The sequence below is a fragment of the Pseudooceanicola sp. HF7 genome, assembly GCF_011806405.1.
Lineage (GTDB): Bacteria > Pseudomonadota > Alphaproteobacteria > Rhodobacterales > Rhodobacteraceae > Pseudooceanicola.
In genome coordinates this window covers 1-23,862 of the sequence record NZ_JAATOW010000013.1, presented here as the reverse complement: position 1 = coordinate 23,862, position 23,862 = coordinate 1, and the positions used below count along the sequence as shown (strand labels likewise).

Annotated in this window: 23 protein-coding genes and 1 tRNA gene; 13 read left to right on the top strand and 11 right to left on the bottom strand. The window is 67.2% G+C overall.

Annotated features, from left to right (window positions below):
• Positions 1-144: 144 nt before the first annotated feature.
• From HCZ97_RS09600 to petA, 3 genes are read right to left on the bottom strand one after another with little or no spacing between them, the layout of a single operon-like run.
• Positions 145-942: a cytochrome c1 gene (locus HCZ97_RS09600; RefSeq protein ID WP_167688491.1), complete on the bottom strand. Its 798-nt coding sequence runs from the start codon at positions 940-942 to the stop codon at positions 145-147.
• Positions 943-959: 17 nt separating this feature from the next.
• Complete coding sequence (gene petB, locus HCZ97_RS09595; protein ID WP_167688490.1) at positions 960-2,279, bottom strand: cytochrome b; 1,320 nt, start codon at positions 2,277-2,279, stop codon at positions 960-962.
• A gap of 11 nt (positions 2,280-2,290) precedes the next feature.
• A complete protein-coding gene (gene petA, locus HCZ97_RS09590) occupies positions 2,291-2,872 on the bottom strand; it encodes a ubiquinol-cytochrome c reductase iron-sulfur subunit (protein ID WP_167688489.1) in 582 nt (193 codons plus the stop codon).
• 227 nt (positions 2,873-3,099) lie between these two features.
• On the opposite strand from petA, the gene HCZ97_RS09585 reads away from it, so the two are divergent.
• A complete protein-coding gene (locus tag HCZ97_RS09585; protein WP_167688488.1) occupies positions 3,100-3,774 on the top strand; it encodes an outer membrane protein in 675 nt (224 codons plus the stop codon).
• A gap of 75 nt (positions 3,775-3,849) precedes the next feature.
• Here the strand turns inward: HCZ97_RS09585 and HCZ97_RS09580 are convergent, their stop codons facing one another.
• The 3 genes from HCZ97_RS09580 to dapF all read right to left on the bottom strand — a co-directional run bounded on the left by HCZ97_RS09580 (position 3,850) and on the right by dapF (position 6,655).
• Entirely contained in the window at positions 3,850-4,461 is a 612-nt protein-coding gene (locus tag HCZ97_RS09580; RefSeq protein WP_167688487.1) for a glutathione S-transferase family protein, read from the bottom strand.
• A 93-nt stretch (positions 4,462-4,554) separates the two neighbouring features.
• Positions 4,555-5,808: a tRNA (N(6)-L-threonylcarbamoyladenosine(37)-C(2))-methylthiotransferase MtaB gene (mtaB, locus tag HCZ97_RS09575; RefSeq protein ID WP_167688486.1), complete on the bottom strand. Its 1,254-nt coding sequence runs from the start codon at positions 5,806-5,808 to the stop codon at positions 4,555-4,557.
• A gap of 1 nt (position 5,809) precedes the next feature.
• Positions 5,810-6,655 carry a diaminopimelate epimerase gene (gene dapF / locus HCZ97_RS09570; RefSeq protein WP_167688485.1) on the bottom strand — a complete coding sequence of 282 codons (846 nt, stop codon included), beginning with the start codon at positions 6,653-6,655 and terminating at the stop codon, positions 5,810-5,812.
• A 140-nt stretch (positions 6,656-6,795) separates the two neighbouring features.
• Between dapF and HCZ97_RS09565 the strand changes: the two genes are divergently transcribed.
• Positions 6,796-6,871 (top strand) — tRNA-Lys (locus HCZ97_RS09565).
• Between the two features lie 307 nt (positions 6,872-7,178).
• Here the strand turns inward: HCZ97_RS09565 and HCZ97_RS09560 are convergent.
• A complete protein-coding gene (locus HCZ97_RS09560) occupies positions 7,179-9,365 on the bottom strand; it encodes a hypothetical protein (protein ID WP_167688484.1) in 2,187 nt (728 codons plus the stop codon).
• Between the two features lie 267 nt (positions 9,366-9,632).
• Here HCZ97_RS09560 and HCZ97_RS09555 point away from each other — a divergent pair, with 267 nt between their 5' ends.
• Positions 9,633-11,303: a ShlB/FhaC/HecB family hemolysin secretion/activation protein gene (locus HCZ97_RS09555; RefSeq protein ID WP_167688483.1), complete on the top strand. Its 1,671-nt coding sequence runs from the start codon at positions 9,633-9,635 to the stop codon at positions 11,301-11,303.
• Positions 11,304-11,568: 265 nt separating this feature from the next.
• Here the strand turns inward: HCZ97_RS09555 and HCZ97_RS09550 are convergent, their stop codons facing one another.
• Entirely contained in the window at positions 11,569-12,285 is a 717-nt protein-coding gene (locus tag HCZ97_RS09550; RefSeq protein WP_167688482.1) for a DUF599 domain-containing protein, read from the bottom strand.
• Between the two features lie 122 nt (positions 12,286-12,407).
• On the opposite strand from HCZ97_RS09550, the gene HCZ97_RS09545 reads away from it, so the two are divergent.
• The 6 genes from HCZ97_RS09545 (at position 12,408) to HCZ97_RS09520 (ending at position 18,025) form a co-directional block, all read left to right on the top strand.
• Positions 12,408-13,865: an FAD-linked oxidase C-terminal domain-containing protein gene (locus HCZ97_RS09545; protein WP_167688481.1), complete on the top strand. Its 1,458-nt coding sequence runs from the start codon at positions 12,408-12,410 to the stop codon at positions 13,863-13,865.
• Between the two features lie 139 nt (positions 13,866-14,004).
• Positions 14,005-15,135, top strand: coding sequence for an FAD-binding protein (locus tag HCZ97_RS09540; protein WP_167688480.1), 1,131 nt, complete (start codon positions 14,005-14,007; stop codon positions 15,133-15,135).
• On the top strand, positions 15,128-15,370 hold the full coding sequence (locus HCZ97_RS09535; protein WP_167688479.1) for a hypothetical protein: 243 nt from the start codon (positions 15,128-15,130) through the stop codon (positions 15,368-15,370). Before HCZ97_RS09540 ends, HCZ97_RS09535 begins: the two co-directional genes overlap by 8 nt.
• Entirely contained in the window at positions 15,370-16,680 is a 1,311-nt protein-coding gene (gene glcF, locus HCZ97_RS09530) for a glycolate oxidase subunit GlcF (RefSeq protein WP_167688478.1), read from the top strand. The genes HCZ97_RS09535 and glcF overlap by 1 nt, the downstream gene beginning before the upstream one ends.
• A 12-nt stretch (positions 16,681-16,692) precedes the next feature.
• Positions 16,693-17,403 carry a serine protease gene (locus tag HCZ97_RS09525; RefSeq protein WP_167688477.1) on the top strand — a complete coding sequence of 237 codons (711 nt, stop codon included), beginning with the start codon at positions 16,693-16,695 and terminating at the stop codon, positions 17,401-17,403.
• A gap of 166 nt (positions 17,404-17,569) precedes the next feature.
• Positions 17,570-18,025 carry an Hsp20 family protein gene (locus HCZ97_RS09520; RefSeq protein ID WP_167688476.1) on the top strand — a complete coding sequence of 152 codons (456 nt, stop codon included), beginning with the start codon at positions 17,570-17,572 and terminating at the stop codon, positions 18,023-18,025.
• A gap of 154 nt (positions 18,026-18,179) precedes the next feature.
• On the opposite strand, the gene HCZ97_RS09515 is transcribed toward HCZ97_RS09520, so the two are convergent.
• Together HCZ97_RS09515 and HCZ97_RS09510 are read right to left on the bottom strand one after the other, a co-directional pair.
• Entirely contained in the window at positions 18,180-18,824 is a 645-nt protein-coding gene (locus HCZ97_RS09515; protein WP_167688475.1) for a VOC family protein, read from the bottom strand.
• A gap of 12 nt (positions 18,825-18,836) precedes the next feature.
• On the bottom strand, positions 18,837-20,006 hold the full coding sequence (locus tag HCZ97_RS09510) for a MalY/PatB family protein (RefSeq protein WP_167688474.1): 1,170 nt from the start codon (positions 20,004-20,006) through the stop codon (positions 18,837-18,839).
• A 200-nt stretch (positions 20,007-20,206) separates the two neighbouring features.
• Between HCZ97_RS09510 and def (HCZ97_RS09505) the strand changes: the two genes are divergently transcribed.
• The 3 genes from def (HCZ97_RS09505) (at position 20,207) to fmt (ending at position 22,321) form a co-directional block, all read left to right on the top strand.
• Positions 20,207-20,725, top strand: coding sequence for a peptide deformylase (gene def, locus HCZ97_RS09505; RefSeq protein ID WP_167688559.1), 519 nt, complete (start codon positions 20,207-20,209; stop codon positions 20,723-20,725).
• Positions 20,726-20,727: 2 nt separating this feature from the next.
• Entirely contained in the window at positions 20,728-21,222 is a 495-nt protein-coding gene (gene def, locus HCZ97_RS09500) for a peptide deformylase (RefSeq protein ID WP_167688473.1), read from the top strand.
• Between the two features lie 190 nt (positions 21,223-21,412).
• Positions 21,413-22,321, top strand: coding sequence for a methionyl-tRNA formyltransferase (gene fmt / locus HCZ97_RS09495; protein ID WP_167688472.1), 909 nt, complete (start codon positions 21,413-21,415; stop codon positions 22,319-22,321).
• A 161-nt stretch (positions 22,322-22,482) separates the two neighbouring features.
• Here the strand turns inward: fmt and rnhA are convergent, their stop codons facing one another.
• Positions 22,483-22,938 carry a ribonuclease HI gene (rnhA, locus tag HCZ97_RS09490; RefSeq protein ID WP_167688471.1) on the bottom strand — a complete coding sequence of 152 codons (456 nt, stop codon included), beginning with the start codon at positions 22,936-22,938 and terminating at the stop codon, positions 22,483-22,485.
• A 125-nt stretch (positions 22,939-23,063) separates the two neighbouring features.
• On the opposite strand from rnhA, the gene queF reads away from it, so the two are divergent.
• On the top strand, positions 23,064-23,525 hold the full coding sequence (gene queF / locus HCZ97_RS09485) for a preQ(1) synthase (protein ID WP_167688470.1): 462 nt from the start codon (positions 23,064-23,066) through the stop codon (positions 23,523-23,525).
• Positions 23,526-23,862 lie beyond the last annotated feature (337 nt).

The following is a 23,862-nucleotide window of genomic DNA, read 5'->3' as shown; positions in this document are numbered from 1 at the left end:
AGAGATCGATGAAGGTCATCAGGGGAAAGCGCCTGGCCTTGAAAAGGGCCTTGGGGAAATTGCGGCATGTGGGACCGGAGATCCCGGGCAAGAAAAAAGCCCCCGGAGCGGCGCTCCGGGGGCTTCTGTGTCATGCGGTGGCGATCAAACCGTTTTCTTCCTGTGCTTGATCGGTTTCCAGATCCGCTTGTTGGTCAGGTACAGCAGCACCGAGAGCAGGATGAGGAAGGTCACGGCGACGAAGCCAACCTGTTTCCGCGCCATCAACTTGGGCTCTGCAGCCCACATGAGGAAGGCGGCGACATCCTCTGCCTCGTGGTGCAGGTCGTTGGAGTGACCGTCGTCGAATTCCACGTCCTGACCGGCAAGCGGCGGTGCCATAGCGATCCAGCCGCTGTCGAATGCGGTGTTCTCGTAGTAGGTCACGCCGGCCTGTTCACGGGTCTCGCCGGTGTAACCGGTGAGAATGCCGACGATGTGCTCAGGACCACCGATGCCGTAGAGGAACTGGTTGATGCCCAAGCCCTGCGGACCGTGGAAGGCGGCACGAGCCTTGGCCATCAGGCTGAGGTCGGGCGCGTTTTCCAGGTTGCTCATCGGGAAGTGGTCATTCGGTGTGGCCGCGCGGAAGTCGTCAAGCTCGGGGTCGAAGACCTCGAAGTTGCCGGCGTAGGCGCGCACCTGATCTTCCGGCAGATGCGGGCCACCTTCGTCGGCCAGCGTCCGGATCGGCACGTAGCGCAGGCCGTGGCAGGCCGAGCAGACTTCCGTGTAGATCTTGAGGCCGCGTTGCAGCTGGTTCTGGTCGAAGGCGCCGAAGGGACCATCGAAGGAGAAGCGGACGTTCTCCGTATGATGGCCCGATTCACCACCGGCCGCATGGGCGGCAGTGCCGGAAAGGGCCAGCGCTGCCAGGGCGGAAAGAGCGAGTTTCTTGATCATGGATCTCTGACCTTTCCTCATTCGGCTGGGGTCTTGTCGCCGTAATGCGCGTCGAAGTCCTCTTCGATCGTCGCCGGGGGCGTCTGGGGTTTTTCGAACACGCCAAGCAGGGGCAGGATCACGAAGAAGTAGGCGAACCAGTAGGTGGCCCCGATCAGCGAGATCGTCGAGTAGGGCGGCTCTGCAGGCATTGCGCCGGCCCACATCAGCACCATGAAGTCGAGTGCCAGCAGCCAGAACCACCACTTGAAGGTGGGACGGTACTTGCCCGACCGCACGCGGCTGGTGTCCAGCCAGGGCACCAGGGCCATGGCCACGATGGCACCGAACATCGCCAGCACGCCGAAGAACTTCGCGTCGATGATGCCGCCGGTGATCCAATTGAAGAACATCACCACCCAGACATCCGCAGTGAAGGCCCGCAGGATGGCGTAGAAGGGCAGGAAGTACCATTCCGGAACGATGTGGGCGGGCGTCGCCAGCGGGTTCGCCTCGATGTAGTTGTCGGGGTGGCCAAGGAAGTTCGGCATGAACCCGACGATGGCGAAGAAGACCGCCAGGACAACCGCCAGGGCGAAGAAGTCCTTGATCACGAAGTAGGGCCAGAAGGGCAGCGTGTCCTTCTGTGCGTTCGCCTTGCTGTCGCGGCGCACGTCGACACCCGTCGGGTTGTTGTTGCCGGTGGTGTGGAAGGCCCAGATGTGGACGATCACGAGGCCGGCAATGACGAAGGGCAGCAGGTAGTGCAGCGAGAAGAAGCGGTTCAGCGTGGCGTTGTCCACGGCCGGTCCGCCCAGCAGCCAGGTCTGCAGCGCCTCACCTATGAAGGGAATCGCGCCGAAGAGGCCGGTGATCACCGTTGCACCCCAGAAGGACATCTGACCCCAGGGCAGAACGTAGCCCATGAAGCCGGTGGCCATCATCAGCAAGTAGATGATCATGCCGACGATCCAGGTGATCTCACGCGGGGCCTTGTAGGAGCCGTAGTAGAGACCGCGGAAGATGTGCAGGTAGACGGCGAAGAAGAACAGCGAAGCGCCGTTCATGTGCAGGTAACGCAGGAAGAAGCCACCGTTCACGTCGCGCATGATATGCTCGACGCTGGCAAAGGCCAGGTCCACGTGGGGGGTGTAATGCATCACCAGCACGATGCCGGTGACGATTTGCAGCGCCAGGCAGAAGGCCAGGACGATGCCCCAGATCCACATCCAGTTCAGGTTCTTGGGTGTGGGGATCATGATCGTGTCGTAGATCAGGCCGATAACGGGGAGACGGCTCTCAACCCATTTTTCGCCCTTGGTCTTCGGTTCGTAATGGTCGTGCGGAATTCCGGCCATGTGCTCCTCCGTCAGCCCAGGATAATTTCAGTGGGTCCGTCGAAGACGGCCAGCGGAATAGGCAGGTTCTCGGGGGCCGGGCCTTTGCGGATCCGGCCGGCCGTGTCGTAGTGCGACCCGTGGCAGGGGCAGAACCAGCCGCCGAAGTCACCGGCTTCGCCAAGCGGAACGCAACCCAGGTGGGTGCAGACGCCCAGCATGACCAGCCAGGGGCTGTCTGCCCCCTCTTCCATGTCAGGAAGCGGCAGGCCGCGGTTTGCATCCGTCGCCTCTGCACCAAGCGAGAGGTTCTCGTTGCGTGCATCGGGGTCGGGAAGCTCTGTCACTTCTACCGAATTGGCCATCTCGACCTCTTCGGCGGTGCGGTAGCGGATGAACACCGGCTTGCCGCGCCATTTGACGGTGAGTTGGGTCCCTTCGGAGACACCAGACACGTCGACTCGGATGGACGACAGCGCCTGGACATCGGCAGAGGGGTTCATCTGGTTGACCAGCGGCCAGACCGCGGCACCTGTGGCAACCGCACCCGCACCAGCGGTAGCGTAAAAGAGGAAGTCTCTTCGGGTGCCTTCGTGATCGTCTGCGTGGGACACGAACTTAGCTCCATTCTCGGGCCGCCGCTGCGGCCAAATACCGGTTTGGGGCCGCGTCTTACTAGCAGCCTTTCCGATCCGGTGTTTAGCGGCCAAGAACTAACAGGTCCAGCATACAATCACAGAACGAGCGCAGGGGTGCGAATCTGTCGCGCTTGAGCCCCGGTTGCCACAGGTGTATGCCTTTCGCCAAAGCGATTACTCCCCAAACCGCCGGAGACGATACCATGGCGTCTGCCTCGAACCTCATCCGTGCCTCCGTTGCCGGCGCCGCTTTGGCAGCCGGTCTTGGTGCCGTGCCCGCCCTCGCCGAAGTGGAACTGAGCTTCTACAGCGGTTACCAGACGGCACCGCACAGCCGGATCAACGGCACCTCGCCCACGACGGGCGATTTCTCTGCGCTGATCGGCTGGGAGGGCAAGAGCTTCTCCATGCCGCCCTATTACGGTGTGCGCGCAACCTGGTGGCAGGATTCGGACTGGGGCGTCGGCCTGGAATTCAGCCATAACAAGGTCTACTCCGATTCCGGCGACCGCGCGGCTGCCGGGTTCGAGCATCTTGAGTTCACCGATGGCCTGAACATCATCACCGTCAACGCATCGCGCCGGTGGCAGGACGCCTGGAACGGCTTCACGCCCTATGTCAGCGGCGGCCTCGGCATCGCGGTGCCCCATGTGGAGGTGACGGCTGTGGGTGGCCCGGCGACCTATGGCTACCAGTACACCGGCCCCGCAGCGCGGCTGACCGCAGGCGCGTCCTACCCGCTGAATGACCGCTGGTCGGTCTTCGGGGAATACCAGTTCACCTGGTCGGACAACTCCGCCGACCTGGACGGGGGCGGCAACCTGGACACGAGGATCTACACCAATGCGTTGAACGTGGGTCTTGGGTTCCGGTTCTGAACCACCCTGATTGAGACAGCGAAAGGCCCGCCAATCGGCGGGCCTTTTTCTTTGTGCTCAAGGGGTTTGCCTGCGTCAGGCAGGGGCCGTCGCCACCATGGCGGGGCGTTCGGAAAAGCGGGCATACCAATTTGCCAGCGCCGGGGCGTCCTTGCGCCAGCCGCGTGCGTCATGGCGCAAGTCCAGGTAGCCGAGCGCACAGCCAAGCGCGATCTGCGCGCCGTCCAGCGGTGCCGCAAGCGCTTCGATCCAGTCCGTGTCGATGACATGCAGCGCCTGGGCGACCTTGCGCCACTGGGCCTCCAGCCAGTCGTGGAAGACAATCTCCGGCGGGCGGAAGCGGAGTTCGTAGGAAATCGCCAGGGCGGCCTCCATGATTCCATCGGCCATGGCCTCAAGCGTCAGGACCTCCCAGATGCGATCCTGGGGATAGAGCGGCGTGGCCGTCAGATCGGCAAGGTAGCGGGTGATCACGCGGCTGTCCGCGACGGTCGGCCCGTCCGGCCGGGTCAGCGCGGGGATCTTGCCCAGTGGGTTTGCGGCTACCACGGCCGGATCGGGCTTCAGCGCGGTGTTGGTCACGTCGATCAGGGTCACGCGGTCCTCAAGGCCGCATTCAAGGACGGTGACCCGGACCTTGCGCGCGAAGGGCGAGGCGTTTGAGACATAGGCGGTCAGATCGGTCATTACATGCTCCGTTGCGGCCGGGGATCCGGCCTGCGGAGGCTAGACCGGGGCGCCGCGCATGTCCAACGGCTGGTGGGACCGGCAGGCAGGGGCTCAGGCCAGCAGGTGGTCCGCGTCCTGACCGGTGATTCGCGCCTGGACGATCTGGCCTTCGGGCAGGTCACGGGTGAAATGCACCTCCGTGAATTGCTCTGTCCGACCCATGCGGGGATTTTCCATCAGCACGGCATGATCGCGGCCCTGCTGCGCGGCCAGGTGGCGCGCGACCTGCAGGTCACCGGCGCTGCGTAGACGGGCCGCGCGGGATTTGATCGCCTTGCCGTTCACCTGGGGCATCCGCGCGGCGGGCGTGCCGGGGCGCGGGGAATAGGGGAAGACATGCAGCCAGGTCAGGTCGCATTCCTCGACCAGGCGCAGGGAGTTGTAGAACATCGCTTCGGTCTCGGTCGGGAAACCTGCAATGATATCAGCGCCAAAGGTCATGTCGGGCCGCAGGCGGCGGGCCTCCTGGCAGAAGGCGATCGCATCGTCGCGCAGGTGCCGGCGTTTCATTCGTTTCAGGATCATGTCGTCCCCGGCCTGAAGGCTGAGGTGCAGGTGGGGCATCAGGCGCGGTTCGGTAGCGATGGCCTGCATCAGCGCCTCGTCCGCTTCGATCGAATCGATGGAGGAGATTCGCAGGCGCGGCACATCGGTCAGCCGCAGGATCCGCATCACCAGGTCGCCCAGGCGCGGCTCTGCCGGCAGGTCCGCCCCCCAGGAGGTCAGGTCGACCCCGGTCAGGACGACCTCGTTGTAGCCCTGCTGCACAAGGCGCTTAATCTGGTCCACCACCACGCCGGCCGGAACCGAGCGGGAATTGCCGCGGCCATAGGGGATGATGCAGAAGGTGCAGCGGTGATCGCAGCCGTTCTGTACCTGCACATAGGCGCGGCTCCGGGTGCCGAAGCCGTCGATCAGGTGGCTGGCGGTCTCTGTCACCGACATGATGTCATCGACCATCACGCGTTCGGTTTCGCCAATGAAATCAGGGCCCAGGCTGCTCCAGGTCTCTGGTTTCATCTTTTCCGAGTTGCCCAGGATCAGGTCGACCTCTTCCATGGCGGCGAAGGTCTCTGGCTCTGTCTGGGCGGCGCAGCCGGTGACGATGATCCGGCCCTGGGGGTTCTCCCGGCGCAGGCGGCGGATTTCCTGGCGCGCCTTGCGCACCGCTTCCGAGGTCACCGCGCAGGTGTTCACGATCATCGCGTCGGACAGCCCGGCCTCTTGGGCCATGGCTTTCATCGCCTCGGTCTCATAGGCGTTGAGCCGGCAGCCGAGCGTGGTGAAACGGGGGGCGTCGGCCATGTCAGCCACCGACCAGGTCGGCAGAGAGCAAGCCATTGAAAACATGGGCTGTAGGGCCGGTCATCCAGACGCCGTCATCGCGCCAGTCCAGGGTCAGCCAGCCGCCGTCAAGCTCCATCCGGACGCGCGATTCGGTCAGGCCACGCCGGTGGGCGGCCACAAGGGCCGCGCAGGCGCCGGAGCCGCAGGCAAGCGTCACGCCGGTGCCGCGTTCCCAGACCCGCATGCGGATTTCATCCCGCGCGCGCACTTCGGCAAATTCCACGTTGGTCTGCTGCGGGAAGAGCGGATCATGTTCGACCTTCGGCCCCTGTTCCGTGACCGGCGCGGCCTCTGCATCGGGCACGAAGAAGACGCAATGGGGGTTGCCCATGCCGACGCCAACGGGGTCGCCGGAGAGCGGCAGGTGCAGGGTGTCCACGTCGCGGGCCAGGGGAATCTCCTGCCAGTCAAGCTGGGGGTGGCCCATGTTCACGCTGGTTTCGCCGCTTGTCCCGTCGCCCTCGATACGGGCGTGAAGCAGCCCGCGGGCGGTGCGAATCGACAGGCTTCGGCTGCCGGTTTCGCCCATGACAAAGGCCGCCACGCAGCGGGTGGCATTGCCGCAGGCGCCGGCGCGGGTGCCGTCGCTGTTCCAGAAATCCAGTTCGATATCAGTATCTTGACCTGAACGGATCTCTGCCAGCTGGTCGAAGCCGACACCCCGGTGGCGGTCCCCCACGGCGCGCGCAAGCGCAGGCGTCGTCACCGCCTCGCGCCGAGCGCGCGAGTCGATCACCACGAAGTCGTTGCCAAGTCCGTGCATCTTCATGAACGGCAGGCCCTGGGGGATATCCTTGATCTGCATTGCGGCGATATAGCGATTCCACGAGGTGAAGAAAAGGCGCGCGCGCCTTGCGCCGCTACGTCGCCGAAGTTTTCTGTTACAAAATTTTGGATTTACGCTTGACCATCCCGGCGGGCACCCTTAGACGGCGGCTCCAGAGTGGGCCGTTAGCTCAGTTGGTAGAGCAACTGACTTTTAATCAGTGGGTCGAAGGTTCGAATCCTTCACGGCTCACCACTTTGACCAAGACCGAAGAAAAGCCGAAAACCGCCGCAGCGCAAGCTGGGCGGTTTTCGCTTTTCCGGGGTCCTGGATTTCCCCGAAAAGCGCGCGGTGGGATGGGCCCTTTTGGGGCGCAAAATCGGCGTCGGTGCCGCGTCTGTATCGTGTCGGTATCACGTCGGTATTACGTCGGTGCGCAGCGCACGGCGCGTTCGCGATGGATTAAGCGCTGGCGGGGGCAGGGCCCCCGACGGTCAAGGGGGGCTCGATGCCCCGCTTGGGCGTTCCCTGGCCTTTCATGAAGCGGACGACAGCCCGGGGCTCATGGGGCTTTGGGGAAGGCGTAGCGGAAGCTGCGCGCGGCCCCGGCCAGGCGGTTCCAGCCCGGAGTCTCGCAGAGGTCCTGCGCCTTCAGCTCTGCCAGCATGGCCGCGATGTCATGGACCTGGGGCAGCGGGGTGACGCGGGCGGCCTTCAGGGCGGCGTGGACCTCGGCCGCGGTCAGGCCGCTGTTTCCGGCGCGCATCACGGCGGCCAGCACCTGGCGCGCCATGGCCATGTCTGCGCTGTCGGGCGCGGTATCCGCGCCGGGCGGGCCGGCTTTCAGCGCCTGGGTCAGGGCCGCGCTCAGCCCGGGTTCCTTCAGCTGATCGCGCAGCAGCAGGTCGGCCAGGATGATCCCGGTCAGCCGCAGGCGGGTGCGCTTCTTGCCGAAAAGCGAAAACAGCGTGCTGGCGGCGCGCGGCAGGACGCCCGAGAGCGCGCCATCGGCCTTCAGGCTGGCGATTACCCGGTCGATCCGAGTCATGGCGCGGTGGATCACCGGCTGCAGCTCTTGCGCTGACAGGTCCGGCCAGGCGGGATCCAGGATTTCCGGCATGTCGGGCCCGGGGTCGATGATGCGCCCGCTGGGGGATTTCCCGGCCAGCACCTTGTTCGCGGGATCCAGCGTGAAATGCTCTTGCAGGAAGCGCTGGCAATTGCGCTGGCCCAGGATGAAATCGTGCTGACGGAAGTCCCGGCGCAGGAAGCCGCCGAAGCCGCCAAGGCAGCCGCTGGCGATCGCCTCTGCCCCCAGGATGGAGCGGTCCCCCTTGGCCCCGCCCTTGCGCACCGGAGAGATGATGAAGCGCGATTTCACGTCTTCCTTGGAGGCCAGAAGCAGCTCTTCCGGCTTGAAGCGCGCCTGGGCGACCAGCAGCCCCTTGAGGCGGCGCAGCACGTCGGGCAGTCCGGCGCTTCTGCTGGCGTCTTCGCGGGTGAGGGGCTGGTTGATCACCACGCCGGGGAAGGGATCGACCAGGATCACCGCCCGGTCCGCTGTCTTGGCATCGCGCGGATTGGCCGCCAGCCCCCGGCTTTCGCCCGCGGGGCGCTGGCGGATGGCGTAGCGGGCATATTCGAAGGGTTCGTTGTTGATCGTCCCGCCGTCGATGGCGACATAGGGCGCGGCAAGGGCCGGGCTGGTGCCTTCGGGGAAGATGCGCGGGGCCTCTTCGCCGCCCTGCAGGTTCAGCGGCATGGCCCCGCCCTGGCGCCGGCCCTGGGCATCCTCGGCCCCCAGTTCGGCGTTGGTGGCGTCCATGTAGCGGGCGGGCAGCGCAAAGGGGAAGGCCCCGGTGGCGATGCAGGCCACGGTCAGTTTCTTCCAGCTCCGGGCGCAGTCGACCTCGGTAAAGGGAATCATGGGGCCGGGGCCGCAGTTGCGCGGATCCAGGGCAATGCCGTCATCGCGCCAGTCCTCCAGCCAGGGCGAGGGCAGGTCCGGGCCGCTGCCCATGCCGGTCAGGGTGAAGTGGCGCACCAGCGAATGCTGGGTCATGGAAAAGCTCTGCCCGGCGGCGAATTGCACCTGCATCGCCAGTCCCTGGAGCGAGGTGGTCATCAGGAACAGGTCGAAGGTGCCGGAGATGAAGTCATAGCCGGGCGCGCTATCCGACCAGGCCTTGATGTCGCTCAGCACATCCTGCGCGGCGGCGTCGATGGCGTTCCCGTCCAGCAGCGCGCGCAGCGGCAGCTTGAGCCCGTCCAGCGGCGTCCAGTCCAGCGGCGTCGCCCCATTTACCAGGTCGCTGTCCGCCAGCAGCCCGGTGCCGGTGGTTTCGTCGAACATCGACAGGCTGTCCACCCAGACCTTGTGGACCGGCCCCAGCACGTAATCGAAGCTGCCAAGGCCCTTGCCGTCGCGTGCGGGGAAGCTGCCGGTGACGGGGCTGTCCCAGGCGGGCCCGTCGTCCCCGCCCGCGTCCAGCAGGCTGGCCACGATCAGCCCGGCGGTGGTGCCGCCCGCAGAGGCCCCGCTGATCGCCTTGACCACCACCCGGTGTCCGGGGGCCGGGTGGGTGGCGTCCTCCTGCCCCAGCCGGGCGTTATGGGCGCGCATGGCGCGGAACAGGTAATCGACCACCCCCGCCGTATAGGCCCCGGCCGAGATCGCCCCGGCCATGGACAGCCCGATGACGAAAACCGGCGGTGTCTCTTCCTGCTGAATGTCGTGATCCTGAGCCATGGTCCTTTCCCCCTTCCTGCAATGTGCAGGAGGGCGCGGTTTTTTCAAAGACGGGAATGCAGATTTCGCCAAGCGGGAATTGGATTTTCCGGTTTTCGCGGCGCGGAGCGCCTGAGGCCCCCTGTTGCACGGGCGACAAAGCTGGCGGCTTTGTCGCGCCGGGGGTCGCAAAGGCTTGTCCCCAAGGGCAGGCCCCGTGCCAAGGTGGCTTCTGTTGTTAAAAGGGAGCCGTCGCCGCCCGAATTGGGCTGGCACGGGGTTATTTATATGCATGATTTCAATGTTTTGGGTAGGTCGATCCTGTTTGCCGCGCTTTCCGCGGCGGTGCCGGCACTGCTGGCCGGGCCCCTGCGGGCGCAGGAGGGAATCGCGGACCGGGTGATTGCCGGACAGACGGTGATCCTGAACCGCTATGATCCGCCGCCCCAGGTGGGGACTGTTGAGCTTGGGGTGGAGGATGCCCGCAGCAAGGTCGACATGGGTGCCGCAGAGGCGGTCCGGTTCCGCCTGCGGGGCGTAAGCGTGGAGGGCGCGCGCAGCGTGCCGCCGGGCAGCCTGGCACCGCTCTGGCAGGGGCGGATCGGGCAGGTCGTCACCCTGGCCGAGATGTACCGGATCGCCGAGGCCGTGGATGCGGCCTACCTGCGGGCCGGCTATTTCTCCAAGACGGTGGTGCCAGTGCAGGATTATGCCAGCGGCACGATCCGCCTGCAGGTCTTTGAAAGCTACGTCGACCGGATCGAGATCAACAGCGATATCAGCGGGATAGACCGGCGGCTGGCGCCCTGGCTGGACCGGATCCTGGCGATGCACCCGATCCGCGTGGCAGAGGCCGAGCGCGTGCTGCTGCTGATGAGCGACCTGGGCGGCCTGGAGATCGAGGGGGTCTTCGTGCGCCCGGACGGCGCCACGGGCGGCGGGTTGCTGCGACTGCAGATCGACCAGGACAGGACAGCCGGGATGATCGGGTTGGACAACCTGGGCTCAGAGGCCGTGGGTCCGCTGCAACTGGCTGGAATCCTTGATCTTGATGACCACATGGGGCTTTTTGAAAGCAGCAACCTGACCGGGGTGGTGACTCCGGGGGATCCGCGTCAGCTGGGTCTTTTGCAGTTCTCCCAGGATTACCCGATCGGCAGCGACGGGCTGAGCGCGGGATTCGGGGTGACCTTCCTTCGCCAGCGGCCCGGCGGTTCGCTGGCCGACCAGGAGATCGACGTGACCTCGGCCACGGCGACGGCGCATCTGTCCTATCCCTTCCTGCGGCGGCTGGATCACAGCCTGTTCGGCCGGGCGGAGCTGACCCTGCGCAATGATGACGTGGATGTCGGTGGCATGGCGGTGTCGCGCAGCGAAACGCGCTGGGTGAGCCTGACGCTGGATTACGACAGGGCGCTGGAAAAGGGCGGCTTCAGTGCCGATGGCGGCGTCAGCTTCGGCGTGGCCTCTGACCTGGACATGGGCGATGTGCCGGATGATTTCCGCTTTGTTTCCGGCGGGTTGCAGTATTCCCGCATGCTGGGTGAAGAGCTGCTTCTGCGGGTGATCGCCTCCGCTCAATACTCGGCCCGGGAGCTGCCGGGCGCGGTGCAATTCGCGGTGGGGGGCGATCCCTACGGCTGGGCATTCGACAATGGCAGCCTGTCCGGGGACAGCGGGGCGGCGATGGCCGTGGCGCTGAGCCATGACGTCGAGACCGGCTGGGATCCCCTGCCGGTGGTGACGCCCTCGGCCTTCGTGGACTTCGGCTCTGTCTGGTATCGCGATCCCGGCGATGGCCCGGTCTCCGAGAGCCTGGGGTCCTATGGCATCGGGGTGTCGGGGATGCTGTCCCAGACCATGCAGTTCCAGGTCGTCGCGGCGATTCCCTGGCGCTATTCGGTGGGGGTGGAAGATCCGGGCAAGCAGCTTCTGTTCCGCCTGGCCTTCCCGCTGTGAGGCGCGGTTTCGCGGTGTCCGGCCTGCCGCGGGTGGCACGTCGGTACGGCATCTGTATCGTGTCGGTTTCACGTCGGTATTGCGTCGGTGCGCGGCGAACGGGGCGTTAGGCCTGCTTTAAGCGCTGGCGGGGGGCTTTGCCCCCCACGAAACAGGGGGGCTCGATGCCCCCCTGTTTCGTTCCCCCCCCAGAGTTTTTTGGCAAGAAGAAGGGGCAGGGGGGGGGCCTGCCGGCGTGGTGGCGCGCCGTTCGGGGCGCTGTCGATCAGGGGTCTTCCCGGCGGAGCAGCATGGCGCGGGAATCCGAGGCGAACTCGCGCCGCCAGAGCACGCCGCAGGTCAGCGCCGTGGCCACGATCAGCCCCCAGGGACCGAGGAACCAGCCGGTGGCGGCCAATGCGAAATAGATCGAGCGCAGGCCCCGGTTGAAGCCCCTTGCGCCGTAGACGTTGATCTCTGCCGCTTTCATCGCGCGGGGCATGGCGCGGGGATCGTCGGTGCCGTTGGGCACCGCGCCCATGAGCACGCCGCAATAGCCGAACAGGCGGTTGGACCAGACGAACTTGAGGAAGGCGTTCACCAGGAAGAAGGCGATCAGGCAGAGCTTGACCTCCCAGTAGACATCGGAGGCGCGGCTGGCCGAGGCTTCGGCCACGCCGAGGTCGGTGGCCACGCCGCGCAGCTGTTCGGAATTGCCCAGCAGGGCGGCCACGCCGCCGATGGCGATCATCGTGGAGGAGGCGAAGAAGGAGGTCGCGCCGCGCAGCGTGCCCAGGGTCTGGGCGTCGAAGATGCGGTTGTCGCGTTCGATCATGTGGCGCAGCCATTCGCGCCGGTATTCCGCCATCAGCATGGAGACGGAGGGTCTTTCCGGGCGCGGGTTCTCGATCCGCCAGCCGACGGCCAGCCAGGCGGCGATGATCACCACCACGGCGAAGACATCGGTGAGCGAATAGAGGGAGAGAAAGTCCAACGCGGTCATGGTCGCCGTGTTACCCTTCTGCAGGCTTGCTTGCCTAATGGAAAAATTGGTAATAGTTTTTTACCAATTCGCCCCGCGTCGCCGGGGAGGCTTGAAAATCGAGGGAAAACGAGGGTTCAGCCATGGAAATGCCACGCCCGGATCCGCAGATTCTGACCCGCAAGGCAGAGCTGGTGACGCGTCTGGAGGCAGTTTTGCCCGCCGTCGCGGTGATTTCCGACCCTGCGGAGACCCGCGCCTATGAATGCGATGCCCTGACGGCCTACCGCTGTCCGCCGCTTTGCGCCGTGCTGCCGGGCAGTACCGAGGAGGTCGCGGCAGTTCTGAAGATCTGTTCGCAGATGGGGGTGCCGGTGGTGCCGCGCGGGGCGGGGACCAGCCTGGCCGGGGGCGCGCTGCCCACGGCGGATTGCGTGATCCTGGGCGTGGCGCGGATGAACCAGGTGCTTGAGACCGATTATGCCAATCGCTTCATCCGGGTGCAGACCGGGCGCACCAACCTGTCCGTTTCCGGCGCGGTGGAGGCCGAGGGGTTCTTCTATGCGCCCGATCCGTCCAGCCAGCTGGCCTGTGCGATCGCGGGCAATATCGCCATGAACTCCGGCGGGGCGCATTGCCTGAAATACGGGGTGACCACCAACAACCTGCTGGGGGTGACGCTGGTGACCATGGACGGCGAAGTGCTTGAGATCGGCGGCGCGCATCTGGACGCCGGCGGGCTGGACCTGCTGGGGGTGATCTGCGGCTCTGAGGGGCAGCTGGGGGTGGTGACGGAGGCGACGCTGCGCATCCTGCCCAAGCCGGAGGGCGCGCGCCCGGTGCTGATCGGCTATGACAGTTCGGAGGTCGCCGGGGCCTGCGTCAGCGATATCATCGAGGCCGGGGTGCTGCCCGTGGCGATCGAATTCATGGACCGCCCCTGCATCCGCGCGACGGATGCCTTTTCCGGCGCGGGCTATCCCGATTGCGAGGCGCTGCTGATCGTGGAGGTCGAGGGCAGCGAGAACGAGATCGCCGAGCAGCTGGCCCTGATCACCGCCATTGCGCGCCGCCATGACCCGGTGGAGCTGCGCGAAAGCCGCAGTGCGGAGGAAAGCGCGCGGATCTGGCTGGGGCGCAAGAGCGCCTTCGGGGCCATGGGGCAGATCAATGATTACATGTGCCTGGACGGGACCATCCCGGTCTCTGCCTTGCCGCAGGTGTTGCGCCGGATCGGCGAGCTGAGCGCGCAATACGGGCTGGACGTGGCCAATGTCTTCCACGCGGGGGATGGCAACATGCACCCGCTGATCCTGTTCAACGCCAACCAGGCGGGTCAGCTTGAGCTTTGCGAGCAGCTGGGGGCGGAGATCCTGTTGCTGTGTGTCGAGGCGGGCGGTTGCCTGACCGGCGAACATGGCGTGGGGATTGAGAAGCGCGACCTGATGGACCGGCAATACGGGGCCGAGGATCTTGAGGCGCAGATGGCGGTGAAGGATGTCTTTGATCCGGCCTGGCTGCTGAACCCGGCCAAGGTCTTTCCGTTGGCGGTTTCCGCCGGGCGGCGGGAGGGGGCGGATGGCCTTTCCCTGGCGCGATGAGCGGGGCGGAGTGCCCGGTGGCGGGTGGTGCGTTTGAGTATTTTTGGCCAGGTGAAGCCAGGGGTCTTCGGGGGAGAGGGCGTATTCCGGGGCGGGCCGGTGGCCTTTCCCGGGGCGGCAGGATGAAGAGGAGTGCGGCGTGAGACCTTCGACGGAGGCAGAGCTGGCCGAGCTGCTGGCCGGTGCGACGGCGCCCCTGGCGGTGCGGGGCGGCGGGACGCGGGGCGTGCCCGTGGTGGGCGAGGTCCTGGAGACCGGCGGTCTGTCGGGCGTGCATCTGTACGAGCCGGGCGCGCTGACGCTGGTCGTGGGGGCGGGCACCCCCCTGGAGGAGGTCGAGGCGGTGCTGGCGGAGAAGGGCCAGCGGCTGGCCTTCGAGCCCATGGATCATCGGGCTCTGCTGGCCTCTGGCCCCGGAGCGCCGACCATCGGCGGGGTGGTCGCGGCCAATGTCTCTGGTCCCCGGCGGGTGCAGGCGGGGGCGGCGCGGGATCACCTGCTGGGCGTGCGCTTTGTCGATGGTGCCGGCCGGGTGCTGCGCAACGGCGGGCGGGTGATGAAGAATGTCACCGGCTACGACCTGGTGAAGCTGATGGCGGGCAGCTGGGGCACCCTGGGCGTCTTGAGCGAGGTCAGCCTGAAGGTGCTGGCCGTGCCCCAGGCCGAGGCCACGCTGGTGCTGCGCGGGCAGGGGGCGGCGGCGGCGGTTGCCGATCTGTGCCGGGCCATGGGTACTCCCTGGGACGTGAGCGGCGCGGCCTGGCGCGGCCCCTCTGCCGAGCGGCTGATCCGGGTCGAGGGCCTGTCGGGCAGTGTCGCCTACCGGGCGGGACGGCTGCGCGATCTGCTGGGTGCGGACGAGGTGCTGGAGGGGCCGGAGAGCGCCGCGCTTTGGGCGGCGGTGCGCGATGTCTCTGACTTCGCGGGCAGCATGGCGCCGCTCTGGCGGGTGTCGGTCAAGCCGACGGACGGGCCGGTTCTTCTGGCGGCGCTGGAGGAGGCCGGGGTCGGGCATGCGGCGGTCTGCGACTGGAGCGGCGGGTTGCTTTGGCTGCAGCTTGAGGGCGCGGCGCCGCGGGCAGAGCTGCTGCGGGCAGAGGTCGACCGGCTGGGGGGCCATGCCACGCTGATGCGCGCTGGGGCCGAGGCGCGGGCCGCGGTGCCGATGTTCCATCCCCAGCCCCCCGCCCTTGCGGCGCTGGCCCGGGGCCTGCGCGAGAGGTTCGATCCCAGGGGGCTGTTCGCTCAGGGGGCGATGGCCCATGGCTGAGTGCACCTATCCCCCCGGTACGCTGGAGCAGGAGACCTGCCTGTTGCGGGAGGCCATTGCGGGGCTTGAGGTGGTCGGGCTCAGGGGCGGTGAGGACGACACGCCCCCTTTCGCGATCCAGGGCGGGGTCACCCCCTTCCGCCACAACGCAGAAGCGCTGGGGGCCCGGGACAGGGCTTCGGCCTGTTCAACTGATTTACGGACCGCCATCGCCAAGCTTGCCCGGGAGGCCTGATGCAGACGAATTTCACAGAGGCCCAGCTGGCCGATCCGGATACCGCCGAGGCCAACAAGATCCTGCGTGCCTGCGTGCATTGCGGGTTCTGTACCGCGACCTGCCCCACCTATCAGGTGCTGGGCGACGAGCTGGACAGCCCGCGCGGGCGCATCTACCTGATCAAGGACATGCTGGAAAACGCCCGCGTGCCCGATGAGGCCACGGTCAAGCACCTGGATCGCTGCCTGTCCTGCCTGGCCTGCATGACCACCTGCCCGTCGGGCGTGGATTACATGCACCTGATCGACCACGCCCGCGCCTATGTCGAAGAGCATTACGAGCGGCCCTGGCGCGACCGGATGCTGCGCCGGCTGCTGGCCATGGTGCTGCCTTACCCCGGGCGGTTCCGCGCCGCGCTGGTGGGGGCCAAGCTGGCCCGGCCCTTCCGCCACCTGATGCCCGATCCGCGCCTGCGCGCCATGCTGGACATGGCCCCGGCGCATATCCCGCCGCGCTCTGACCGGGACCGCCCGCAAAGCTTCACGCCAAGGGCCCCCCGGATGCGGGTGGCGCTGATGACCGGCTGCGCCCAGAAGGCGCTGAACACCGATATCAACGATGCCACCATCCGCCTGCTGACCCGCCTTGGGGTGGAGGTCGTCGTCTCTGAAGGGGCGGGCTGCTGCGGGGCGCTGACCCATCACATGGGCAAGCCGTCCGAGCCTTTCGCCGCCGCCAACGTGCGCGCCTGGATCCGCGACGGGGTCGAGGCCGTGGTGGTCAATACCTCTGGCTGCGGCACGACGGTCAAGGATTACGGGCATATGCTGGCCGGCACCGAGCTGGCCGAGGAGGCCGCCCGGATCGCGGGCATGGCGACGGATATCTCTGAACTGCTGGTGAAACTGGGGGTGGAGCCGCTGCCCGATCACCCGGCAAGGGACATGCGCGTGGCCTATCACCCGGCCTGTTCGCTGCAACACGGCCAGCGGGTGACGGAGGCCCCGAAGACCCTGCTGGCCAAGGCGGGGTTCAAGGTGCTGCTGCCGGCGGATGCCCATCTGTGCTGCGGTTCTGCCGGCACCTACAACCTGATGCAGCCGGAGATTTCCGGCCAGCTGAAGGCCCGCAAGGTTGCCAGCCTGGAGGCGCTGCAACCACAGGTGATCGCGGCGGGGAATATCGGCTGCATGATGCAGATCGGATCTGGAACCGGGCTGCCCATCGTGCATACAGTGGAGCTTCTCGACTGGGTGACGGGCGGGCCGGAACCGGCCGCGCTTGGCACCGATCCACTGCCGCAGCCGGTGCCCGTGCTGCGCCCCTGACAAGCGACTGGAATGCTCCGGCTTCTGTTGATTTTCCTGATGCTGGCCGCGCCCCTGCGGGCCGGTGACCTGACCACCCTGCGGCGCGGCGCGGTGGAGGGCGGCTGGTGGCAGGCCGTCGGCCGCCTGGACCTGCAGACCGTGGGTGGCGCGCAGGGTTTCTGCACCGGGGCGCTGATCGCGCCCGACCTGGTGCTGACCGCCGCCCATTGCCTGTTCGATCCGCTCAGCGGGCGGCCCCTGCGGGCCGCCGACCTGCGCTTTCGCCCCGGCTTTTCCCAAGGGGTGAGCGCGCGGCGGTCCGTGCTGCACGCGCGGGCCCATCCCGCCTACCGCAAGGCAAGCGCGGGCGCGCAGAAGCTGGCCCATGACATCGCGCTGCTGAAACTGGACGCCCCCGTCCCGGCGGTGCCTTTCGCGGTGGATGCCCATCCCGGCGTGGGCGACAGGGTTGGCGCGGTCTCCTACGCGGTCAGCCGCGACTCCGCCCCCCGCCTGCAGGAGGTCTGTGGCGTGCTGGCACGCGAGGCCGGGGTGCTGGTGACCTCTTGCGCGGTGGATTTCGGGGCCTCCGGATCACCGGTGTTTTCCTTTGCCTCCGGCGCGCCACGGCTGGTGTCGGTGATGTCGGCCAAGGCGGAGATGGCCGGGCAGGTCGTGGCCCTTGGCCCGGAGCTGGGCCCGGCCCTGGCAGAGCTGAAAGCGCTGATCGCCGGGTCTTGAGCGGCCTTCGGCGGGCGGCTGCCTTCGGCCTGCCGGCAGGCTCTTGAAACCGTCCCGCACCCTTCCCAGATAAGTCTCAGCAGGACGCCACCACGGGTTCTGCTTTCCCGGTCCGTCCCTGATGGGAGGGCCGAAACATAGTTATCGCTTCAAGAAGGATGACCAGATGCGCAACCTTGATTTTGCACCGCTCTACCGTGCCACCGTCGGCTTCGACCAGATTGCCGACATGATGGACAGGGTCCTGACCAATGACGTCGGCCAGCAGACCTACCCGCCTTACAACATTGAGAAAACCGCCGAAGATGCCTACCGCATCTCCATCGCTGTCGCCGGGTTCACCGATGCCGACCTGAGCGTTGAGGTGAAGGACAAGGCGCTGGTGGTTTCCGCCAGGAAGGCAGAGGACGAGACGCCTCGGACGTACCTCCACCGTGGCATCGCCACCCGTGCCTTCGAGCGCCGGTTCGCGCTTGCAGACCATGTCCGCGTGACCGGCGCGACCCATGCAGACGGGATGCTGCACATCGAGCTGAAGCGCGAAGTGCCTGAGGCGCTGAAACCGCGCCAGATCCAGATCGCCAGCGGCCAGACCGTCAACAGCCAGGCCATCGAGGGCTGAGCTGAGCGGGCCAGGGCCCGGAAGCACCCTGACGCCAGCTTTTGCCAGCTGATCAGGGCCGCCGGTCCGTGAGGGCCTGACAGGAGACGAGTAGAACGCGGCCCCCGAAACGGGGCCGCGTTTTTGCGTATGGGGTCAGGTGAGTGGGGCGCCGTCAGCGCAGGCGGCGCAGACCGTCCGGGCCCATGATCTGCGCTTCAAGCGCGATCTCGGGCGCGGGGGTGAAGCGGATGCGGGGATCCTGCAGCACCGGGGCCAGCAGGGCGGCGATCCTGTCTGCCTGGGGGTGTCGGACCTCTAGCGCTTCCAGCGCCAGGCCCGCACCGGGCATGGCGCGGGGTGGCAGGGCCTGCTCAGGCTTGCTCCAGTCGATCACCGTGAGGAAGGCGCCGCCGAAGGGCAGGCTGCCGTCTTCGGGCACGGTGATCAGCCAGCGCAGGTCGCCGCGGACCTGTTCGATCGCCGGGCCAAGCTGGTCCGGCAGCTCTGCGCGCCGCGCGGCAAGGCCGGGCAGGCGGATCACCCAGTGCAGCAGCCGGGGCGTGGCCGGCGGCTGGTCCAGCCCGAACCAGCGCGGCCGGCCTGGCGCCGGGGCGTCGGGATCGGGGGCGATGACTTCAAGGAAAGAGGCATCGCCCAGCCGGACCAGGTGGTTATGGGTGCCCATCAGGGGATGCACCCCGCCCTGCGGGATCGTCACGCCAAGCGCGGCCTGGGCATGATCCAGCCCGGCGCTGAGCGTGGGGGCGGCGACGACCAGGTGGTCGAAGGCGCCTTGGGATCCCGCGTGCTGGCTCATGCCCGAATCACGTCACTGCAGGTCGGAGAAGGCGGCGCGCATCCGGCGCACGACCTCTTCCACCCGCACCTTCTGGGTGGCCAGGTTGAAGCGCTGGTAGTCCTCTCCGCCCTTGCCGAAGGAGATGCCGTCATTGACCGCGATCCCGGCGTCCTTGATGCGCGTGCGCACCTCCTCCGGGGTCATCCCGGTGCCGGAGAAATCGACCCAGGCCAGGTAGGTCCCTTCAAGGTGCTGGACCTGCAGGCCGGGGATGGCGTTCACCCCCTCTTCGAAGATGCGGGCGTTTTCAGCCAGGTAGACAAGCAGCGCATCCAGCCATTCGGCCCCTTCGGGCGAATAGGCTGCTTCGGACATCACCTGCCCGAAGGAGTTCTGCGAGCCCCCGAAAGAGGCCAGCGCCTTGGCGAAATCGCGCCGCAGCTTTTCATCGCAGATGATGACGTTGCCCACGTGGCCGCCCGCCAGGTTGAAGGTCTTGGTGGCGGAGGTCATCATCACCAGCCGATCCATGATCGAGGGATCGACGCGGGTCATGGCCGTATGGGTATGGCCGGGCAGGGTCAGGTCGCAGTGGATCTCGTCCGAGACCAGGATCAGGTCGTGGCGCTTGGCGAAATCCGCGACCTGCTGCAGTTCCTCCGGGCTCCAGACCCGGCCGCCGGGGTTATGCGGCGAGCAGAGCACCAGCATCTTCTCATTGCCGGTCATCTGGGATTCGTAGGTGTCGAAATCCATCTCGTAGCGGTCGCCGCGCTGCACCAGGGCGCATTCCACGGCCACGCGTTCCTGCGCGCGGATCAGGCGGGGGAAGACATGGTAGACCGGGGTGAAGATCACCACGCCATCGCCGGGCTTGGTCCAGGCTTGCAGGCAGAGCTGCAGGCCGTTGACGATGCCGTTGGTGACATAGATGCCCTCGCGCGGAGGGAGCCAGCCGTGCCGGTTTTCCGCCCACCACTGGACCGCGTCCAGGTAGCTGTCATTGCCGCCGTAGTAGCCGTAGATGCCGTGGTCGACCATCTTCTGAAGCGCGCGCTGCACAACCTCGGGGGCGCGGAATTCCATGTCGGCCACCCACATGGGGATGCCTTCGTCCGGGGAGATGCCGGAAAAGGCCTCCATGTTGTCCCACTTGGCGGAATGGGTGCCCCGGCGTTCGATGATCTGGTCGAAATTCATGGTGTCACTGTCCTTTGGCATGGGGGAAAGCTACTGCTTTGCGCCGCGGGGGCAAGGGCCGGGATGCGCAATGGCGCCTGTCCCCCTGCACAATGGCGTTCAGGGGGCAGGAGACGGCCCGATCCGCCCCGCTCCACATGGGCTAAACCGATACTGCCGGTGATATTGCGAAGCCGCAGGGCTTGCCTTACATGGACCGCATGAAACGCCCGATCCTGATCCACCCCGATCCGCGCCTCAAGAAGGTCGCCACACCCGTCGCCGATCTCAGCGATGAGTTGCGCGTGCTTGCGGACGACATGCTGGAAACCATGTATGACGCGCCCGGCATCGGCCTGGCCGCGCCCCAGGTGGGGATCCTGCAACGGGCCGTGGTGCTGGACTGCGTGCGCGAAGAGGGCGAAGCGCCCCGCCCGCTGATCATGTTCAACCCCGAGATCATCGCCGCCTCCGACGACACGAAGGTCTACGAGGAAGGCTGCCTGTCGATCCCCGAGCAATACGCCGAAGTGACCCGCCCGGCCGAGGTCACGGCGCGCTGGATCGACCGCGACGGGCGCGAACAGCAGGACACGTTCGACGGCCTCTGGGCCGTCTGCGTCCAGCATGAGATCGACCACCTGGATGGCAAGCTGTTCATCGACTACCTCAAGCCGATGAAGCGCCAGATGATCACGCGCAAGAGCCAGAAGCTCAAGCGTGAGCGGGCGCGGGACTGACCATGACCGCCCGCCGCTGCATTCCCTGGCCCGACAAGCGCCTGCGCTCGCCCGCCATCGCGGTGGAGGAGATCACCGGCGAGATCGAGGCGATCTGGCGCGACATGATCGACACGATGGAGGCCATGCCCGGCGTCGGCCTGGCCGCGCCGCAGATCGGCGTGATGCTGCAGCTGGCGGTGGTCGATGCCTCCGAGAAACGCGGAGAGGCCGTGCGCATGGCCAATCCGGAGATCCTGCACAGCTCCGTCCAGATGCGCGAGCACGAGGAAGCCAGCCCCAACCTGCCGGGCGTGTCCGCCGTGATCTCGCGCCCGCGGGCGGTGACGGTGCGCTTCCTTAACGCCGCGGGCGAGATGGAAGAGCGCGATTTCGTCGGCCTCTGGGCGACCTCCGTCCAGCACCAGGTGGATCACCTGCAGGGCCGGATGTACTTTGATCGGCTGTCCAAGATGAAACGCGACATGCTGCTGCGCAAGGCCCGCAAGGCCGGCTGAAGCGCTGCCCATGGCGCAAGGGACGGGCCCGTCCCCCATCGAGGGGTCCGGGTCCGTTGTCGGCTGCGCCTCCCGGGCGAGCCGCAGGCGCAGCGCCCCGTTCCGATCGCCTCCCCGGCCCGCTGGACCCCTTCCCCCCGCGCTGCTAGACCGCGCTGCAACAAGCCCGCCCAGCCGCAGGAGGCCCCCGATGCGCGTGATCTTCATGGGAACCCCGGATTTCTCCGTGCCGGTGCTCGATGCCCTGGTGGCGGCCGGCCACGACATCGCGGCGGTCTACTGCCAGCCGCCCCGTCCGGCGGGACGCGGCAAGAAGGACCGCCCCACCCCGGTCCACGCCCGCGCGCTGGAACTGGGCCTTGAGGTGCGCCACCCCACAAGCCTGAAATCGGCGGAGGAACAGGCCAGCTTTGCCGCGCTCCGGGCCGATATCGCGGTGGTCGTGGCCTATGGGCTGATCCTGCCCCAGGCGATCCTGGATGCGCCGACCCACGGCTGCCTCAATATCCACGCCAGCCTGCTGCCGCGCTGGCGCGGGGCCGCCCCGATCCACCGGGCGATCATGGCCGGGGACCGGGAAACCGGCATCTGCATCATGCAGATGGAAGCCGGACTCGACACCGGCCCGGTCCTGCTGCGCGAGGCGCTCTCCATCGGAGCAGAGGAAACCACGGCGGACCTGCATGACCGGCTCTCTGCCATGGGGGCGCAGCTTATCACCCAGGCGCTCGACCAGCTCGACAACCTGTCGCCGGAGCCCCAGCCGGAAGAGGGCGTCACCTATGCCCACAAGATCGACAAGGCCGAGGCCCAGGTGGATTTCACCCGCCCTGCAGAAGAGGTGGACCGCCAGATCCGCGGTCTCTCGCCCTTTCCCGGGGCCTGGGTCGAACATGACGGCCAGCGTCTGAAGCTGCTGGCCTCCCGCCTGGCGGAAGGTTCCGGCGCGCCGGGCGAGGTGCTGGACGACACCCTGACCCTGGCGTGCGGCACGGGGGCCGTGCAGATCCTGCGCCTGCAGCGCGCGGGCAAGGGGCCGCAGGAGGCCGAGGTCTTCCTGCGGGGTCTGCCACTCAAGGCGGGGACGCGGATCGGATAGGGCGGAAGCCTCCGGCGGGAGTTTTCCGGCAAGAAGAAGACAGGGCCGCGGCGCCTGTCAGGCCTCCGTTGCGTTTTCTTCTTGCCGATAAACTCCGGGGGAGGCGGGCCGCAGGCCCGGCGGGGGCAGAGCCCCTGATTTGCGTGCCGCCTGGTGCTTCTTCAGGACTTGAAGGGGGCCATGCCCGCGCGGGCCAGTTCATCGGCGCGTTCGTTTTCCGGGTGGCCGGCGTGGCCCTTGACCCATTCCCAGGTCACATCGTGCTGGGCCTGCGCCGCGTCGAGGCGCTGCCAGAGCTCGGCGTTCTTGACCGGCTTCTTGGCGGCCGTCTTCCAGCCGTTGCGCTTCCAGCCGTGGATCCAGCCGGTGACGCCGTTCTTCACGTATTGGCTGTCCGTGACGATGGTGATCCGGGTCGGGCGGCCAAGCGCCTCGAGCGCGGAAATCGCGGCCATCAGCTCCATCCGGTTGTTGGTGGTTCCGGGCTCGCCGCCTTTCAGTTCACGCTCCTTGACGACGGTATCGCCTTCCTTGGCCTGCAGCAGGGCGCCCCAGCCGCCGGGGCCGGGATTTCCGGAGCAGGCGCCGTCGGTATAGGCAAGGAAGGTCGTGGCCATGGGGGTCCTCGGATCAGGCGGCAGGATCGGCCCGGTGAGACCATGGCCCCCGGGCAAGGTCAAGGCCCCCTTATCCTGCTGCGCTCAGCACGCTATCAGAGGGCGATCAGCAGAGGAGCCTGGACATGGCGCATTACACCGAAGGTCTGACCCAGCTTGGCGGCGCGACGGCGCTGCCGGCCTCGCCCGAGGAGGCGGTGCTTGAGCGCGTGCCGAACCCGCAGGAGGGGGTGGCCTATTGCGTCCGCTTCACCGCGCCGGAGTTCACCTCGCTCTGTCCGATGACGGGACAGCCGGATTTTGCCCACCTGGTGCTGGATTACGTGCCCGGTGACTGGCTGGTGGAATCCAAGAGCCTGAAGCTCTACCTCGGGTCCTTCCGCAATCACGGCGCCTTTCACGAGGATTGCACGATCTCCATCGCGCGTCGCCTGGTGGAGCTGCTTGCGCCGCAGTGGCTGCGGATCGGTGGCTACTGGTATCCGCGTGGGGGCATTCCGATCGATGTCTTCTGGCAGACGGGCGCGGTGCCGCAGGATGTGTGGATCCCTGACCAGGGCGTACCGCCTTATCGCGGCAGGGGGTGAGCCCCGGTCCGCGCCGCAGGCGCGGCGCGGCGTCCAGTGGACGCCGCGAGGGGCGAACGGGCGGAGCCCCGGGGTTGGATCGGTCCGCGCCGCAGGCGCGGCGCGGCATCCAGTGGACGCCGCGAGGGGCGAACGGGCGGAGCCCCGGGGTTGGATCGGTCCGCGCCGCAGGCGCGGCGTGGCGTCCAGTGGACGCCGCGAGGGGCGAACGGGCGGAGCCCCGGGGTTGGATCGGTCCGCGCCGCAGGCGCGGCGTGGCGTCCAGTGGACGCCGCGAGGGGCGAACGGGCGGAGCCCCGGGGTTGGATCGGTCCGCGCCGCAGGCGCGGCGTGGCGT